This is a genomic window from Brevibacillus brevis (genome assembly GCF_022026395.1).
Classification (GTDB): Bacteria; Bacillota; Bacilli; order Brevibacillales; family Brevibacillaceae; genus Brevibacillus.
In genome coordinates, this window is sequence record NZ_CP041767.1 from 843148 (window position 1) to 860780 (window position 17633).

Consider the following 17633-nt stretch of genomic DNA (forward strand, 5'->3'; position numbering starts at 1 on the left):
TTGCATAGTCTATTTTGTGGGCAATAGCGTTATCGACTATAGATGTTTCGAAGCTCATTGATGTCGTTTTGGGTAGGAGTAGTGATTCTCGTTAACCAAGAGTTATTCATGATGGAGTGATCCGACCTATGATTTAGTCGTAGTACATGACCAATCTCATGAGTAGCCAAGGCTTCTAAATAAGCGGCGTTTCTGTTGCTTACTCTGTTCCATTGAATGACTGTGCCACCGGTAACTCTGGAGCCATTCGATTGCCACCAGCCAAATCCATCATACCCCCTTGCATAGCCTTCACCTAATGTAATGGGGGCGTTTTGTGTTGGTGTTAAGGAAACAATGCCTGTGTTGTTCCAGTTTTGTATGGCATTTTCATAGGCCTGTCTAAGAGCAGGGATATTCGTCGTAATGGTTACCTGATACGAAACCAAGACCTTGTTTTGATCGGTGGCAGGTGGGTTTCCGTTAATAAAAGCAGAAGCAACATAGTATTTCATGCCGTTTTTCTCGTAGAAGAACCATCTATTATCAGGGGAGCCTGTCCAATAGTCGGTTAGCGAGGTACCTCGGGTCCAACCAGAAAATTGTACTCGGGTATTTGGTTGAAGACTGTCGATGATAGCAGCAGAAGTAGTCGGTCCGGTACGGATATTGACAGGGATCGGTGCGGATACACCGCTAAAATCCACACGATATTCGGATTGATCCTGTGCGTTTGTCGGCGTAACAAAATATCCATTTACAAGAGTGACAAGAGTAATGGTGAGCAATAAAAGTTTACCCAATATTCGTTCTAACATCATGAGGCTCCTTTCCAAATAAGAGTTTTCATTGTTCCCAGTACAGTTCTCTGTGGACCTCCTTCTCATTTTTTTGATTACAAAAACAATTCCATTCCTACTAGTCCATCTCTTTTTAGTAATTTGAAATTGTTTTCCCAATGGTAAAATAAGCATCCAGTATTTTCAAGGCAGTTACGAAAAAATTAACAATTTATACCATATTTAAACTAACAAGAAAAGTAAAAAAGCTGATGTCGATTGAGTTTCGACGTCAGCTTGTGGACAGGATGCATGCCATGAGTCTAGCTATTGGGGAAGCGGTTTATCCTATTATTCTGATTAGTCTATAGGCGCTTGATCAGGTTCATTGTTCCCGATGACCTGACAACAATCCATCCGTCAGGAATAGGCGAGCCTAGCATCACCCATACCTCCTGACCAGAGGATGCGTTGTTCAGATTTTTAAGCAGGTTCATGGTTCCAGTACTTCTGATTACAACCCATCCGTCAGGCATAGGGGAGCCGAGCATTACCCAAACTTCCTGATTAGAAGAGGCGCTGTTCAGGTTTTTAAGCAGGTTCATGGTTCCGGTACTTCTAATCACGACCCATCCAGTTGGCATAGGGGAACCGAGCATTACCCAAACTTCGTAACCAGTCGGAGCGTTGTTCATATCTTTAATCAGGTTCATATTGCCGGAAGATCTGATGACGACCCATCCGGTTGGAATAGGCGAGCCGAGCATTACCCAGACTTCTTGACCAAATGCGGCATTTTTGATTATTGTTTTTGAGGAGGCTGGTGCCTTCTCCTGTGAAGGTAGAGCGGCCCCGTGGGCTGTTACAGCTAAGCTTGGTACGGCGACAACTGAGCTTAATGTCAGGATGATCAAGGCTTTTTTAAACATGAACATCAACCTTTCATGACAGAGGTAATGTAGCTCTGAAACGCTCATCGAGTGGATGCCAGAAGTTGCGGTACTCCATCAAAAATAGTAGATGGATATCATTGCTTCCCTCCAACAAAAGCTATATATACCATTTTATAGGATATATTTTCTTTTTACTTTAGGAGATATTGTCGAATGGTAGACAAATTAAAAAGCACCCAAAAAAGGTGCTTTCACTTCACGAAAGATTTAACGCGGTCTGGATATTTTGCTGATCCAACTGAATCTGCTCGGTAATATTCCATGGATGATACCAGCCACGCTCAATCATGTACAGGCTGATCTTTTCATGCAAATCGATTGCTTCTTCCAATTGCTTGGTTAGTATTTCCTTAATTTCTGGGGTGCCTGTTTCCGTCAGTGCCATCGCATAGTTCCGCACACCGCTCTTTGTGGAGATGAGAAAGTCCATGGCGATTACTTGATCCGTGAGGCCACCCATACCAGCTAAGCTTTGAAGAATGCCAGTCATTTGTTGTCCCCCTATGAATTTGCTTTTGTCAGTAGAGAGCTCAGTTCCTGGAGCTGTCTGGTGGATACGAGAACATCGTCAGCCAACAGCTGTCCCAACGTCTCATCGGAAACCAGGCCTTGCATTGTCTTGGACTTGGTCATGCAAATGGTTTTAAAAGTAGCAATTTCGTGTAGTTCAAGCTGTTCATGCAATCCGTAACTCATCGCAGCAGCACCCTCCTTCTCATTTCATCAAGGCTTCAAAACGACTTTTATGCAATTGTCTGTTTTGGTATCAAATACTTCGTAGCCACGCTTTGCTTCACTCAAGGGAATGACGTGCGTAATGATGTCGCCTGGATCGACTTTTCCGGTGGTAATGAGCTCGTACATATAAGGCATGTAGTGGATCACAGGAGCTTGTCCGGAACGTATGTTGACATTGCGTTGCATGATGTCTCCAAGAGGGAAGGCATTATAGCGCCCGCCGTAAACACCGGTAATTTGGATTGTGCCGCCTTTGCGAACTGCTTGGGAAGCGATGACGATTGCCCCCATGGCGCCTCCTTGCAGCTTCAAACCACTTGCCAGAAACTCCAGATCGGACATTTTTCCATCCATACCAACAGCATCGATGACAACATCAGCGCCACCCTTCGTGATTTCTTTCAGGTAGTTACCGATATTTTCCTTTTGCTCAAAGTTAACGATTTCTACGTTGTTTGTACGCTTCGCATGTTGCAGGCGGTAATCGATATAATCAACCGCGATCACTCGTTTTGCACCTTTCAGCCAACAAAACTTTTGGGCGAGGAGGCCTACGGGGCCGCAGCCCAGAACAATCACGGTATCTCCGTTCTTGACACCAGCGTTATCTACGCTCCAATAGGCAGTGGGCATAGCATCGGCAATCAAGCATAGCTTTTCATCTTCTACTTCACAGTTTTCGGGGAGCTTGAAATGGGTAAAATTCGCAAAGGGCACCCGCAAATACTCCGCCTGCCCCCCAGGATAACCGCCAGTTGTGCCGGAATATCCGAAAAAACCACCCATATCGCCATTCTCATTTGAATTGTCACATTGGCTTTCTAAATCGTTTTTACAATAAAAGCATTCGCCGCAAGCAATCGTAAATGGAATGATGACGCGGTCGCCCTTTTTCAGCTTGGTTACACCGGGGCCTACCTCTTCAACAATACCCATTGGTTCGTGACCGATAATATAATCCTCTTGCAAATTGGGGATCATGCCATGAATTAAATGGAGATCGGACCCGCAAATGGCGGTGCTTGTCAATTTCACGATCATATCATCGGGCTTTTCAAGCTTCGGATCGGGCACCTCTTTTACCACTACGTTTTTAATGCCTTGGTAGGTAACGGCTTTCATCGATAAGTTCCTCCATCATTGGTGTTCATCTGGTGTCCGATCGAACATGCCTTTTCGCGAAGTATCTTCTGGGAAGAGATTCATTTGCCCGATTTGAATCGTTTCCAAGGCTGAGAGGTGGTCTAGTTGATATTGTTCATGAAGCTCGTAGGGATGGAACCATTTTTTACTGAGCATCAGTTCCGCGATTTCTTGATGAAGAGCAATTCCTTGGTGGAGCTGTTTCCGCAATATGGCTCTCGCTTCCGGAGTAACGGTTTCAGTTAGAGCGATGGCTGTGTTTCGGACGCCTTCTTTGGCTCGCATGAGGAAGTCCATAGCAAAAGTCATATCTGCCTTTTCCGGCATGTTTAATGCATTTATGGGATCTTGATAATCGTTGTTCATCAGATTTTCACCTTCAGTTTATGATGGGGGTCGGACGAGTTTGCGGGATCGGTGCCTGAAAGGGTGCGTTCTTGTAAATAGCCTGAAGCTCCGCGATTGCTTGCAAGGATTGCTCTACATCTTTTTGCATCAATGCTCGTAAATCCTGATCGAATACGATGCCTTGCATCAGCTTGGATTTGGCGAGGCAGAGTGTTTTAAAGTTAAGTACTTCATGAATATCCAGTGATTCATGGGCAGCCAGCGTCTGTTTATTCATGTACCATCCTCCTTTTGGGCGTTTTAACAGTTTTATTCTGTCCTATGTACTTCCTGGTATTCGAAAGAAGTTTCCGGGCGAGGTGGATTTTTTTGAATAGTCTGGACGTTGGGAGGTGTGTGTGCTACAAATAAAGCTAAGTTACATTTATAAAACCATTGGAGAAATTAATATCATGCGTTACGGTAAACAAAGGAGAGACGAGCATGGCAAAAGAGGAATATGCGATTGGGCTGGATCTGGGTGGGACAAAAATATTGGCTGGCCTGGTGGACCGTACTGGTCGATTGATTGCACGAAAGCAACTGCCTACGTACGCGGAAGAGGGAGAAAAGGCAGTAATTGAAAGGGTGTTGTCCGCCACGCACGATGTCCTGTCAACAAGCGGCATCAATTCCGAAGAAGTATGCGGGGTTGGAATCGCTTCCGCTGGTGTGATTAACAGCGATAGTGGCGAGGTCATTTTTGCGAGCAATCTGGGCTGGCGAAATGTTCCGATTGGCACGTTGATTGGGCAAAGATTCGGATTGCCTGCTCGACTGTTCAATGATGCGAATGCTGCGGCGGTTGCGGAGTGGCTATGGGGTGCAGGTGTCGGTACACGAAATATGATTTACGTCACAGTCAGCACAGGGGTTGGGGCTGGAATCGTTAGCGACGGACGTTTGGTTTCAGGTAGAGATGGAAGTGCGGGTGAGTTCGGCCATATCTCAATCGATTGGAACGGACCGCCATGCCGCTGTGGTAATCGTGGATGCCTGGAAAACTACGCTTCTGGTACTGCTATCGAAAACGCCGCCCGTCAAAAATTGGCATCTACGAAGGAGCCCGGTACCAATCGAATCCTTGTTGAAAAGGGAGAGCTGTCGGCAAAAGAGATCAGTGAAGCTGCGCTGGCAGGAGATCCATTTTTCGCGCAAATCGTAAAGCAAGCCGGGTTTTATTTAGGCATAGGAGCAGCCAATCTAATCTATATGTTTAATCCGGAGGTCATTGTCTTTGGAGGCGGGGTTATGAACGCATCTGGATTAATGCTTCCAGAAATCGAAAAGAGTATGAGAGATAGATCCATCTCTGGATTGGCGAATGAAGTGCGGGTGGTCACAAGCCAAATCGGGGTGGAGGCCGGGGTGATGGGAGCGGCAGGGGGAGTTTTTGAATCCAATTTTTAATTGAAATCCATATTGCAAAAATTAAAACAATTTTGTATCATTTTATTAATTACTCCACTGAAAAAATTAATTAATAAATGAGAACCAAGGAGGAAGACAGCATCATGGCAAAAGTGAGAGTTGCGGTGATTGGTGCAGGATCTATTTCAGACATGCACTTGCAATCGTACCAGCAAAACGAGCGTACAGAAATTCGTGCCGTCGTCGACTTCAACGAGGAGCGCGCTCGGGAAAAAGCTCAGAAGTACGGGGCCGAGACCTATTACAGCAAGCTTGAGGATGTTTTTGCAGATGAGCAGGTAGACGCAGTGAGTATTTGTACGTGGAACAACACGCACGCTGATATTGCCATTGCTGCCCTTAGGGCGGGTAAAGACGTGCTTTTGGAAAAGCCATTAAGTACAACAGTTGAAAGCGCTCTCCTGATAGAAAAGGCCGTAAAAGAAAGTGGCAAGCTGCTCCAGGTGGGCTTTGTGAGAAGGTACGATACGAATGCGCAATTGCTCAAGCAGTTCATCGATGCGGGCGAGCTGGGCGAGATTTATTACGCGAAGGCATCCTGTCTGCGTCGCTTGGGAAATCCGGGAGGCTGGTTCGCTGACAAGGACAGATCTGGTGGAGGTCCGCTGATCGATCTCGGGGTACATGTCATTGATCTGTGCTGGTATTTGATGGGCTGCCCAAAAGTAACGACCGTCAGTGGCAATACATACAACAAGCTGGGCAATCGCGCCAACGTCAAAAATCTTTCCTTTTACAAAGCCGCTGACTACGACCCTTCCCAAAACACTGTCGAGGATATGGCCAATGCACTCATTCGCTTTGAAAACGGAGCGTCTCTTTTCGTGGATGTGAGCTATACACTGCATGCAAAAAAAGACGAGCTGGCCGTCAAGCTGTACGGAGACAAGGGAGGCGCAGAGGTAGAGCCAGAGTTGTCCATCATTGCAGAAAAGCATGACACGATCCTGAATGTCAGCCCGCAGATGGATAAACTATCGTTTGATTTCAAGCGAGGCTTCCAAAATGAGATTGATCACTTTATCGCATGTATATTGGGTGAAAAGGAAACGCTTAGCCCAGTGCAGGACGGTGTGGAGATGATGAAGATTCTGTGCGGTATTTACGAATCAGCTGCGACCGGAAGAGAAATCGTATTTACCCGATAACCGGCAGGCTAGACCTATCCATGGACATCCAGATAACACCCATAGCGTACATGAAGACAAGGGGGAAAAGAAAATGAAAAAAGCATCGTTTTTGCGAACCGCATCCGTCTTACTTTTTTCAGTGGCTTTACTTTTCGGATGTTCCAGTGGCGGTGGCAATGGTAGTGGAACTCCTGCAGCTTCCAATGGGGGGACAACGACGGGAGCGCCGCAAAAGGATCAGATGGTCATCGCCGTAAACGAAAACTTCATCACGATGGACCCGCAAAATACAGGGGATGCACTGTCATCAGGTGTCCAAAGCGCGATGTTCGAAGGGCTTTTGATTTACGACAAGGATTTGAAGCTCATGCCGGGTTTGTCGACTGAATATTCGGTGAATGAAGATGCAACAGAGTACACCTTCAAGCTCCGGCAAAATGTAAAGTTCCATGACGGCACACCTTTCAATGCCGAAGCAGTCAAAATCAACTTCGACCGGATGAGTAACAAAGACAACAATCTGAGAGCTTATCGGAACTACAAATACATCAAGTCCACAGAGATTGTCGACGAGCACACAGTAAAAGTGACGCTGAACCAGCCGTTTTCCGCGATGATCAACAAGTTCACGACCGGAATCATCAGCCCGGCGGCTCTGGAGAAGTACGGCAAAGACATTACCAAAAATCCAGTCGGTACAGGTCCATATAAATTCGTGGAATGGGTACAGGGTGACCATCTGACGGTAGAGCTTAATCCGGATCACTGGAACAAGGGAGCTGCCAAGGTCGGTAAAATCGTCTACAAACCCGTTCCTGAAAACGGTTCCCGCGTAGCCATGCTGAAGACGGGTGAAGCCGATGTCATCTATCCGTTGCCAGAGCAGCAAGTAGAGACACTGAACGGTGAAGAGGGAGTAAAGGTAGAGCGCACACCTTCCACTATCACCCGGTATGTTTCGATCAATATGCTGAAAAAGCCGTTTGATGATCCACGCGTTCGCCAAGCTATCAACCATGCAGTCGATAAAAACGCGTTCATAAAAGTCGTGAAATCCGGGTATGGCGCACAACTGGAATCCGTGATGTCCCCGACGATTGCCCACTATGCGAAGCAAGGCGCGTATGAATACAACATCGAAAAAGCGAAGCAGCTTTTGAAAGAAGCAGGCTACGAGAACGGCTTCACTACCGATATCTGGGGCAATACGAACTCGGATACGATGAAGGGCATGCAATTCATTCAGCAGCAGTTGCAAAAGGTCGGCATCACCGTTGAAGTGAAATCGATGGAAGAAGCCACGCTATCCGATGAAATCTACGGCATCAAGTCGCCAGAAGAAGCGAAGATGAACATGTGGTACGTAAGCTGGTCCTCTGCTGATCCAGACAATGCGATGCGTTCGTTGTTTAGCAGCGAGAACTTCCCGCCTGCGGGAGCGAACACGGCTTTCTACAAAAATGACCTTGTCGACCAAAGCATCAAGGAAGCGACACAATCGTCAGACCAAGACAAGCAAAAACAATTGTATGGCGTCGTGCAAGAAAATGTGTTTAAAGATGCACCATGGATTTTCCTCGCAGTCGATGAAATCTTGTACGGAAAACGCGCGAACGTGAACGGTGTTTATATCACACCAAGTGGCGGCATCTATGTAAGGGAAGCGGCGTTCCAATAATACTTGAAGCAGCGTTCGGGCATTGTCTGCCGCTGGGCGCTGCTTTTCTTCTAGGAGGAACCGTACCATGTTCCGTTATATCGTGAAGAGACTCATCGAGATCATCCCGATTATTTTTGTTGTGTCGTTGCTCATTTTCTTCTTTATCCATCTGGTTCCGGGTGACCCTGTTCGCTTGGCGGCGGGAAAAGAAGCGACCTTGGAAGAGATCGAGCGGGTGCGTCAGGAGCTGGGCTTGGATAAGCCATTGCTTACCCAGTACGTCAATTACATGCAAAACCTGCTGACAGGAAATTTGGGACACTCATTGAAGACGGGGCTTCCTATTAGTGATATGTTTGAAAACCGTTTTTCCGTAACGATGACGTTGACACTTATGAGCCTGGGTTGGGCCTTGGTGCTCGGATTGCTGATTGGGACGATCTCTGCTGTTTTCCGCAATAAATGGCCGGATTACGTAGGAATGCTGACGGCGATATCCGGTATTTCCTTGCCTGGATTTTGGCTGGGGCTCATTCTCATACAGGTTTTTTCTGTCACGTTGGGCTGGTTTCCCACAGGTGGGGTCGAGAGCTGGAAGAGCTACGTGCTTCCTTCGTTAACCTTGGGAGCTGGAATCATGTCGATGCTGGCTCGTTTTACACGTTCCTCCCTGCTCGAAACATTAAAGGAAGATTTTATTCGAACAGGTCGGGCAAAAGGGTTGAAGGAATCTGTAGTCGTTCGCAAGCACGCCCTGAAAAACTCGATGATTCCGGTCGTGACCATCGCCGGATTGCAATTCGGCTTTCTCTTGGGCGGATCGGTTGTCGTGGAGACGGTGTTTAGCATTCCAGGTATGGGGCGTCTGTTGATTGATTCCATTGCTTTTCGCGATTATCCGGTCGTACAGGCAGTCATCTTGTTGTTTTCACTGGAGTTCATTCTCGTGAATCTGCTGGTAGATATTTTGTATAAGGCACTGAATCCGAAAATCCGTTATGACAGCTAATGGCAAGGAGGTGACGTAAATGGAGGTAGTAAAAGAAATCGGGCATAACGTAGCGGTTTCCAACAAAAAGAAATCAAGAGCCCGCGAGTTTTGGAAGAAGTGGAAGAAGCAAAAGACAGCTTTCTGGGCGGGGTTTTTTATCTTGTTTTTGTTTGTCATCGCGTTGTTTGGCCCGTGGATCGCGCCTTATGATCCGTACGAGCCGAACTATGATGTGACGTTGCAGACTCCTTCCATGCAGCATTGGGCAGGGACAGATGAATACGGTCGAGATATTTTGAGCCGTATCATCGTAGGAACGGGAATCTCTCTTGGCGTCAGCTTTTCTTCTGTGCTGGTCGGTGCAGTGGTTGGAACGGTATTCGGTTTGATTAGCGGATATTACGGCGGGTGGATGGATCGCCTCATCATGCGGTGGAGTGACGTCATGTTCGCCTTTCCTGATTTGCTGCTGGCAATCGCCATCGTTGCAATTCTCGGTCCGGGATTAACGAATGTCGTCGTAGCGGTAGCGGTGTTCAGTATTCCATCGTTTGCGCGTTTGATCCGGGGCAATACATTGGCTGCCAAGGAAGCGGTGTTTGTAGAAGCGGCGCGGTCCATGGGGGCAAAAAGCAGCCGAATTATGTTTCGTCACATCTTTCCAGAGACCGTCTCCAGTATGATCGTCTTTTTTTCCATGCGAATCGGTACCTCGATCTTGGCAGCATCCAGTCTCAGCTTTCTCGGTCTGGGAGCCGCGCCCGAGAGTCCCGACTGGGGGGCGATGCTCAGTATGGGTCGTGACTATCTCGCCACTTCTCCTCATGTGGTCATCATTCCAGGGATTGCGATCTTTTTGACCGTGCTGGCGTTTAACCTGGTTGGGGACGGCCTGCGCGATATTTTGGACCCGAAAACGAAGAACTAAACGAGGGAGATGGGGCAGATGAGTGAGAACATCATGGAAGTAAAGCATCTGCAGACGCAATTTACGAGAGACAACCAGAAGACAGTCGTCCTCGACCATGTCAGCTTTCATATAAAAAAAGGCGAGGTGCTTGGACTGGTTGGCGAATCGGGCTGCGGCAAGAGCGTGACTTCCTTGTCGATCATGCGCCTGTTCAAGGACACTACTGGTGAGATTACCAATGGCGAGATTGTTTACAACGGTACGAATTTGCTCTCGATTTCGGAGAGTGATATGCGCCGTATTCGCGGAAAAGAAATCTCGATGATTTTTCAGGAGCCGATGACCTCGCTCAACCCGGTGATGAAAATCGGAGAGCAATTAATGGAAGCCATTCGTTTGCATCTCGGCTATTCCGACCAAAAGGCGCGAGAACAAGCAGTGAGCATGCTGACAAAGGTGGGGATTCCGCGCCCGAGCGAAATCATGGGTGAGTATCCGCATCAGCTCTCAGGCGGTATGCGGCAGCGCATTATGATTGCGATGGCGATGTCCTGCAATCCTAACCTGTTGATTGCCGATGAGCCAACGACGGCACTCGATGTCACGATTCAAGCACAAATCCTCGACGTAATGAAGCAGCTTCAGGCTGACGAGCATATGTCGATGCTATTGATCACGCATGATCTGGGCGTCGTGGCAGAGATGTGCAACCGTGTCGTGGTCATGTACGCAGGGCGTGTCGTGGAGGAAGCATCTGTTTACGACTTGTTCGACGAACCCAAGCATCCGTATACAAAAGGCTTGATCGGCTCCGTCCCCAAAATCGGGCAAAAGCGCGTGCGGCTGGATTCGGTTCCGGGCAACGTACCGACACCAAACAATATGCCGAAGGGCTGCAAATTCGCTCCGCGCTGCAGGGATGTCATGTCTGTCTGTTGGGAAAAGGAGCCCGCCATAACGACGGTGGGAGAGGAACGTTCTTGCCGCTGCTGGCTCTATCAAGAGGAAGGTAGGGATGTTCATGTCTAACTCACTGGTCGTGGTAGACGGTATTAAAAAAACGTTCCCGATTGATAGCGGTCTGTTCAGCAGCAAAAAAAGCGTAAAGGCAGTGAATCACGTTTCGTTCGAGATCAGGGAAGGCGAGACGTTCAGTTTGGTCGGAGAGAGTGGCTGCGGCAAGTCGACGACAGGGCGCTTGGTTACACGGCTTTTGTTGCCAGATGAGGGCAAGATTTGGATCAATGGCGAGGAAATCTCCAAGATGAACGAAACAAAGCTGCGGGAAGTGCGCAAGCAGGTACAGATGGTTTTTCAGGACCCGTACGCCTCACTGAATCCGCGGATGAAAATTCGCGATGTGGTAGCAGAGCCTCTTCTCATTCATACGAAGCTGTCTGCCCAAGAGCGTGATCGGATTGTCGCAGAAATGCTCGAGGTCGTCGGGCTCTCCAGCTATCATGCGGAGAAATTCGCCCATGAATTCAGCGGAGGGCAACGGCAGCGCATCGGAATCGCTCGCGCCTTGATTTTGAAGCCGAAGCTAATCGTCGCGGATGAGCCAGTCTCTGCTCTCGATGTGTCGATTCAATCGCAAATCTTGAATTTGCTAAAAGATTTGCAGGAAGAATTTCATTTGACCTATTTGTTTATTTCCCACGATTTGAGCGTGGTGGAGCATATTAGCGACAAGATCGGCGTGATGTATTTGGGGAGTCTCGTAGAATCCGGCCCGAAGGAAACAATTTTTGCCAATCCCCGGCATCCGTATACAAAAGCGCTGCTCTCTTCGGTTCCGATTCCTGATCCACGGGCGAAGCGGGAGAGGATCATTTTGCAGGGAGATGTGCCGAGCCCGGTGAATCCGCCGTCAGGTTGTCTGTTTCATACACGATGTCCGTTCGTGATGGATATATGCAAGACGACACCTCCAGCATTGAGGGAAGCGGCAGACGGAGATCATTTTGTCGCTTGCCATTTGTGACTTGAATAAAAGGGATGGTTACATGCGTAGGACGGGTGATTTAAAGCTGATCCAGGAACTGAATCGCTCCATCATATTCGATACGATCCGTCATTACGGGCCCATTTCCCGGAGTGAAATAGCGAAGCGGAACAAACTGAGTCCTACTACCGTGACCTCAGCTGTCAGTGAGTTGATTCGTGACGCGTTCGTATCCGAGGTGGGAACAGGGGAGTCAAATGGCGGACGCAAACCGATATTGATCCAGTTTTCTCCTGATAGCCGTTTTCTGATAGGCATCTCGATCTCTGGCTCGAAGATTACGATTGCCGAAATGAATCTGGAAGCCGCGGTCAAACGAAAGGAAGTTCACTCGATCAAGCCGTACCAAGGGGAGAGTATCCTTGCTTTTTTGCTGGAGGTTATTGAGCAATTTTTGCGTGGAGCCGCGAGTCTGGAGACATGTATGGGAATCTCGATCGTCACTCAAGGTATCGTGGACTCGGTTCATGGAGTGATTCGCTACAATACGAAGCTCCGCTTGCAGAATTCTCCTGTTAAAGAAATGATCGAGCGGAGGTTCCAGTTGAAAACATGGCTGGATAACGACACGAATGCGTACTTGCTAGCCGAGAAGACCATCGGGGATTTCAGTCATTATCAAAACATGCTGTACGTCACAATTGGGGATGGATTGGGAGCCAGTATTTTGATGAACGGTGCCATCTACAGGGGCTTTAAAGGCGGGGCCGGTGAGTTCGGTCACACCACGATTGATCGGGCAGGTGTGCGGTGCGACTGCGGAAATGTTGGCTGTCTGGAAAATTACGTGAGCTGGCCAACCATTTACTCCAAGCTCGTCTCCTCGCTTGCGAAAGGAAAAGCGAGCCGCATCTCTGATTTGGTGGAGCAGGATGTTGGCCGGATTACTCCTGCGGTGTTTCGTCAGGCGTTGGCAGAGCAGGACCCGCTTGCCATCAGCATTTTGGAGGAAACCGCTTCTTATTTGGCTTCGGGGTTGGTTAATCTGATTCATTTGTTCAATCCGGAGGTCATTATTCTAGGCGGTGAGATTGCCTTCGAAAATGAGCTGTTGATCGCCAAAGTAAAAGACTACGTGGGGGAATATGCGCATGGAATCCTGACGGAGGAACTGGAGATTCGGCCGAATTCGTTGGGTGAAAATGTAGAGGTCGCAGGAGCTGCCGCTGTTTTATTGCAGGATACCTTTCAGTTTTCGCTATAAGAGAGGGAGCGGGATCATGGTAAAAGTTGTAGTCGCAGGGGAAGCGGGAACAAGCGTCAAAGAATCGCAGGCTTGGCTTCGGATCAAAGAGGCAGAGATTGTAGGTGTGGCCGACAGCTTGTCTTCTTTGCGCGAAATCTTGCAGGGAACAAAAGTGGATATCGTGGATATTGGCTGGGTTGCGGACAGCGCTGACCCATGGGTGACGCTTGCGGCCCAGGCGGGAAAGCATATTTTATGCGCAGACGGTACTGCTCTAGGACGTGATGGAATCAGTTTGTGCGATCAGTATGATATCGTGCTGCAATTCGCCAATACACTGCGTTTTGCTCCGGAATACGAGCAAGCACAGGAGCAAATAAAGAATGGGGCAGTAGGCAAAGCAGGCGTCATTCGCTTGCGAAGAGGTGCTCCTCCATCATCCCGGAATGCCGACAAATGCATTTTTCAAGCGCTTGGAATAGGTGAATTCGACTGGCTGCGCTGGACGTTCGGCGAGGTTGAGCGAGTGATGGCGCGAGAGGTCAAGCACATAAATGAGTCAGGACAGATCGTCCATTATGCGTTAGTCATGCTTCGAATGGCAGGCGGGGCAATTGCGCATGTAGAGCTATCTTGGGCCGAGGAGACAGAACATGGTTCCTTTGAGCTTACCGGTGATCAAGGTATGATTGCCCATGATAGCCGGGAAAGCACCCCCATTCGCTGGAGTCGGGGAGAGCAGTTTCTTTCGACAACATTCCTACGGATGGATCTGATGCAGCGACAGCGGGAGCATTTCGTTCGCTGTGTACAGAAACAGGAAGTACCACGTCTGCATTCTCGAGATCTGCTCGCGGCTCTCGATATCGCTTCGGCGGCGAGAGAATCGGTCAGGACGGGACAACCTGTGAGTCTCATGCTTGGAGGTGGCGAAGGATGAAAGTAGGAATTATCAGCTTCGCCCATATGCATGCCCATAGCTACGCTACTTATTTGCAGAAGCACCCGGATGCGCAGCTGATAGCAGTCTGGGATGATGATTCTCGCCGTGGAGAGGAAGTGGCCACTGCCTACCAGCTTAATTTTTATCAAGATCTGCATGCCTTTTTGCAATCCGGTATCGACGCGGTCATTGTTTGCTCGGAAAATGCCAAGCACAAGGAGCACGTGATTGCGGCAGCGCGAGCGAAAAAGCACATTCTCTGCGAAAAACCAATTGCCACTGAGATTGCGGATGCACGCGAAATGATTCAGGTTTGCAAAGAGGAAGGTGTCATGCTTCAGGTTGCCTATCCTGTCCGATTTGCACCCGTGATGGAAAGTGTCAAGCAGATCGTTCAGTCGGGTGCTCTTGGAGACATTCTCGCCATCGATGGCACGAACCACGGACAAATGCCAGGTGGCTGGTTCATTGAAAAGGAGCTGTCTGGCGGTGGGGCAGCGACGGATCACATCGTCCATCTGATGGACCTCGTCCGATGGATGCTCCAGGACGAAGTAAAAAGCGTCTACGCTGAGCTGGACACACGTTTTTACGAGTTGGAGGTAGAGGATTGTGGACTGGTTTTTGTGGAAATGGAGTCTGGCGTAATTGTTGGAATCGATCCGAGCTGGTCGAGGCCGAAGACGTTCCCGACGTGGGGAGATGTGATGATGCGGATTGTCGGCACCAAAGGCACGTTGGAAATCGATGTCTTCAAGCAACACGCGCTCTATTACAATGACCGCGATTCGAAGCTGCAAAATCTGCCTTGGGCTGTGGATATGGATGAACGGCTTATATCTGATTTTGTGCAAAATGTCATGGAAAGCCGACCTCCGTCTATTACAGGAGAGGATGGACTGCGGACGCTAGAAGTGGTGAAGGCAGCCTATGAATCTCATCGTCTCAAGCAAGCCGTGACTATCAACAAGGTGCATTTCTCATCATGATGAGCTGTAGCCTTTCTATACAAATAAATCAAACGAGGTGGAACGGATGAAAATTGGATTGAGCACTTACAGTCTACTGACAGCAATCCGAGCTGGGGAAATGGATGTACTGGATGTCGTGCAATGGATCGCGGATAACGGCGGTGAACACATGGAAATTGTGCCGTACGGTTTTACACTAGTTGATAACTACGAATTGGCAGACGCTGTTCGGGATAAGGCAAAAGCGGTAGGGATTGAGCTGTCCAACTACTCGATGCCGACCAACTTTATTCAACCAGACGAAGAAGCCTTCGAAGCAGAAGTCGCACGTGTAAAAACACATGTCGATCTGCTGCACCGCATGGGTATCAAGCATATGCGCCACGACGTGTCTGCTTTTACTGTTCCCGTAGAGGAGACGACGATCGAATACTTTGAAAAGCATTTGGCTGAGATGGTTGAGGGCAGCTGTCGAATCGCTGATTATGCCGCGCAATTCGGAATAACGACGACAATCGAGAATCACGGCTGGCTGGTGCAGGCAAGTGATCGTGTGCAGCGTGTCTTGCATGAGGTCAATCGCCCGAATTTCAAAACAACGCTCGATATCGGAAACTTCATGTGCGTGGACGAAGCTTCGGTGGTTGGTGTGCAAAAAAATCTGCCTTATGCTTCGCTCGTCCATTTTAAAGATTTCTACTTCCGTCCGTCCTACCATGACCCAGGCGCTGGCAAATGGTTCAAGACCGTGAATGGCAACTTCCTGCGTGGAGCGATAGTCGGACAAGGCGACATCAACATACGCGAAGTCGTCAAGCTGGTCAAGCAGTCCGGCTATGATGGCTATATCACGGTTGAGTTCGAAGGCATGGAGGAGTGTCGAGAAGGTTCCAAGATCGGGATGGACAACCTGCGACGTTTTTGGGACGAGGCGTAAAACGGTAGTGGAAAAACGGCATTTGGGGAGCCCCGAACTGCCGTTTTTTCTTTGGGCCAAAAAAATAAAACACCTCTCCCTTATGAGGAGAGGTGTTGAAGACATTAGAAGGATTGCGAAGTTTTAGGATTCGCACCGTATTGGTTGTCTCCTTGGCTGTCTTGGCACAAGAATACGATCAAAATAATAGCACCGATAAAAGGAATTAATCCAAGAAGGACCCACCAACCACTTCTTCCTGTATCGTGCAATCGGCGAACAGTTACGCCCAAACTAGGCAGTAATACTGCTAGTGAATAAATCATGCCCAAAACAGATGCTGTACCAATTAATGAGTCTACGAGAGCAATTACCAGAGATACGATGATGTTGAACAAAGTGAACATCCAATATTCTTGACGTCTAGCTCTTCCTGTAAAAGCGACGTATTTTTTCAATACGCTTGTATACCAATGCATGATAATTTCCCCCTTTCTTCTAAATTTTGACACACTTCGATATTTTATCACTAAACCAAGGGGATTAGAACCATATTCTGTTAAGTTTCCCTGATGCTATTGAATCAATTTTTGATAGGACAAAAGTAGCGGGTATTTATGAACGAGATGGAGGAAAAAGTAAGACCAAACGAGTTTTGGATGCTACTACAGGGGGAAATGACGCTTGGAACAAAAAACAGAACAAAACGTTACGCTGCATGGCTTCAACAATTTGACCAAGTCACTCAGCTTCAACATGTACGACATCTGCTACACCAAAACAAAAGCGGAACGGGAAGCGTATATCGAATACATAGATGAACAATACAATGCAGAGAGATTGACGAATATCCTAAAAAACGTGTCGGATATTATCGGCGCACATGTACTGAATGTCGCCCAACAAGATTATGTACCTCAAGGCGCGAGCGTCACTTTTCTTGTATCCGAGGGGCCGGTCGTAGAAGTCCCTAATGAATCTTATGAGGAATCTCCCGGGCCTTTACCTGAGAATGTAGTGCTACAGTTGGACAAGAGCCATATTACGGTTCATACGTACCCAGAGTACCATCCAACAGAGGGCATCAGTACATTCCGGGCTGATATCGACGTGTCGACTTGTGGCGAAATTTCTCCGCTCAAAGCACTCAATTATTTAATTCGTTCGTTTGATACAGACCTGATGACAATTGATTACAAGGTGCGGGGTTTTACCCGGGATATACATGGATACAAGCTGTTTATCGATCACGACATCAGTTCCATCCAAAATTATATTCCCGAGGAAATTAAGGACTTGTTCCACATGATTGATGTGAATGTGTACCAGGATAATATTTTCCATACCAAATGCAAACGCAGGGAATTTGATCTGAACAATTATTTGTTTGGATACACGAAGGATAGGCTGACACCGGAGGAGCAGGAGGATATTGCGAAGCAATTGCAAATAGAGATGGACGAGATTTACTATGGGAAAAATTTTGTGAATTAAGGAGGAAGCCTTCTCAG

20 protein-coding genes are annotated in these 17633 nt (G+C 48.0%); 12 read left to right on the forward strand and 8 right to left on the reverse strand.

The window, feature by feature from the left end; all coding sequences use genetic code 11:
• Positions 1 to 29: 29 nt before the first annotated feature.
• The 7 genes from FO446_RS04310 to FO446_RS04340 form a co-directional block, all read right to left on the reverse strand.
• Entirely contained in the window at positions 30 to 800 is a 771-nt protein-coding gene (locus FO446_RS04310; RefSeq protein ID WP_229087954.1) for a matrixin family metalloprotease, read from the reverse strand.
• Positions 801 to 1123: 323 nt separating this feature from the next.
• A complete protein-coding gene (locus tag FO446_RS04315) occupies positions 1124 to 1687 on the reverse strand; it encodes a hypothetical protein (RefSeq protein WP_173610535.1) in 564 nt (187 codons plus the stop codon).
• A gap of 220 nt (positions 1688 to 1907) precedes the next feature.
• Entirely contained in the window at positions 1908 to 2201 is a 294-nt protein-coding gene (locus tag FO446_RS04320) for a spore coat protein (protein WP_173610534.1), read from the reverse strand.
• A gap of 11 nt (positions 2202 to 2212) precedes the next feature.
• Positions 2213 to 2407 (reverse strand): hypothetical protein, encoded by a 195-nt coding sequence (locus FO446_RS04325; RefSeq protein WP_173610533.1) that lies wholly within the window; start codon positions 2405 to 2407, stop codon positions 2213 to 2215.
• A gap of 27 nt (positions 2408 to 2434) precedes the next feature.
• Positions 2435 to 3571, reverse strand: coding sequence for a zinc-dependent alcohol dehydrogenase (locus FO446_RS04330; protein WP_173610532.1), 1137 nt, complete (start codon positions 3569 to 3571; stop codon positions 2435 to 2437).
• A gap of 15 nt (positions 3572 to 3586) precedes the next feature.
• Complete coding sequence (locus FO446_RS04335; RefSeq protein WP_173610531.1) at positions 3587 to 3958, reverse strand: spore coat protein; 372 nt, start codon at positions 3956 to 3958, stop codon at positions 3587 to 3589.
• A 13-nt stretch (positions 3959 to 3971) separates the two neighbouring features.
• Complete coding sequence (locus tag FO446_RS04340) at positions 3972 to 4217, reverse strand: spore gernimation protein GerQ (protein WP_173610530.1); 246 nt, start codon at positions 4215 to 4217, stop codon at positions 3972 to 3974.
• Between the two features lie 206 nt (positions 4218 to 4423).
• Here FO446_RS04340 and FO446_RS04345 point away from each other — a divergent pair, with 206 nt between their 5' ends.
• The 11 genes from FO446_RS04345 to FO446_RS04395 all read left to right on the forward strand — a co-directional run bounded on the left by FO446_RS04345 (position 4424) and on the right by FO446_RS04395 (position 16143).
• Positions 4424 to 5389: an ROK family protein gene (locus tag FO446_RS04345; RefSeq protein WP_221866871.1), complete on the forward strand. Its 966-nt coding sequence runs from the start codon at positions 4424 to 4426 to the stop codon at positions 5387 to 5389.
• A gap of 104 nt (positions 5390 to 5493) precedes the next feature.
• Positions 5494 to 6558 carry a Gfo/Idh/MocA family protein gene (locus FO446_RS04350; RefSeq protein ID WP_173610528.1) on the forward strand — a complete coding sequence of 355 codons (1065 nt, stop codon included), beginning with the start codon at positions 5494 to 5496 and terminating at the stop codon, positions 6556 to 6558.
• A 73-nt stretch (positions 6559 to 6631) separates the two neighbouring features.
• Positions 6632 to 8218: a glutathione ABC transporter substrate-binding protein gene (locus tag FO446_RS04355; RefSeq protein WP_221866873.1), complete on the forward strand. Its 1587-nt coding sequence runs from the start codon at positions 6632 to 6634 to the stop codon at positions 8216 to 8218.
• A 67-nt stretch (positions 8219 to 8285) separates the two neighbouring features.
• Positions 8286 to 9209 carry a nickel ABC transporter permease gene (nikB, locus tag FO446_RS04360; protein ID WP_237899994.1) on the forward strand — a complete coding sequence of 308 codons (924 nt, stop codon included), beginning with the start codon at positions 8286 to 8288 and terminating at the stop codon, positions 9207 to 9209.
• A gap of 19 nt (positions 9210 to 9228) precedes the next feature.
• The gene (locus FO446_RS04365; RefSeq protein ID WP_173610525.1) at positions 9229 to 10119 is read left to right on the forward strand and encodes an ABC transporter permease subunit; all 891 of its coding nucleotides are present in this window, start codon (positions 9229 to 9231) and stop codon (positions 10117 to 10119) included.
• 18 nt (positions 10120 to 10137) lie between these two features.
• Positions 10138 to 11130, forward strand: a complete 993-nt coding sequence (locus tag FO446_RS04370) for an ABC transporter ATP-binding protein (protein WP_173610524.1) — start codon at positions 10138 to 10140, stop codon at positions 11128 to 11130.
• Positions 11123 to 12085, forward strand: coding sequence for an ABC transporter ATP-binding protein (locus FO446_RS04375; RefSeq protein ID WP_237899996.1), 963 nt, complete (start codon positions 11123 to 11125; stop codon positions 12083 to 12085). Before FO446_RS04370 ends, FO446_RS04375 begins: the two co-directional genes overlap by 8 nt.
• Positions 12086 to 12107: 22 nt before the next feature.
• Positions 12108 to 13310: an ROK family transcriptional regulator gene (locus tag FO446_RS04380; protein ID WP_173610522.1), complete on the forward strand. Its 1203-nt coding sequence runs from the start codon at positions 12108 to 12110 to the stop codon at positions 13308 to 13310.
• Between the two features lie 16 nt (positions 13311 to 13326).
• Positions 13327 to 14232: a Gfo/Idh/MocA family protein gene (locus FO446_RS04385; RefSeq protein WP_232773941.1), complete on the forward strand. Its 906-nt coding sequence runs from the start codon at positions 13327 to 13329 to the stop codon at positions 14230 to 14232.
• Positions 14229 to 15224, forward strand: coding sequence for a Gfo/Idh/MocA family protein (locus FO446_RS04390; RefSeq protein WP_221866878.1), 996 nt, complete (start codon positions 14229 to 14231; stop codon positions 15222 to 15224). The genes FO446_RS04385 and FO446_RS04390 overlap by 4 nt, the downstream gene beginning before the upstream one ends.
• 46 nt (positions 15225 to 15270) lie before the next feature.
• Positions 15271 to 16143: a sugar phosphate isomerase/epimerase family protein gene (locus tag FO446_RS04395; RefSeq protein ID WP_237899997.1), complete on the forward strand. Its 873-nt coding sequence runs from the start codon at positions 15271 to 15273 to the stop codon at positions 16141 to 16143.
• Between the two features lie 104 nt (positions 16144 to 16247).
• On the opposite strand, the gene FO446_RS04400 is transcribed toward FO446_RS04395, so the two are convergent.
• Positions 16248 to 16601: a DUF805 domain-containing protein gene (locus tag FO446_RS04400; RefSeq protein WP_173610518.1), complete on the reverse strand. Its 354-nt coding sequence runs from the start codon at positions 16599 to 16601 to the stop codon at positions 16248 to 16250.
• A 205-nt stretch (positions 16602 to 16806) separates the two neighbouring features.
• Between FO446_RS04400 and speD the strand changes: the two genes are divergently transcribed.
• Positions 16807 to 17616, forward strand: a complete 810-nt coding sequence (gene speD / locus FO446_RS04405) for an adenosylmethionine decarboxylase (RefSeq protein ID WP_173610517.1) — start codon at positions 16807 to 16809, stop codon at positions 17614 to 17616.
• Positions 17617 to 17633: the final 17 nt, after the last annotated feature.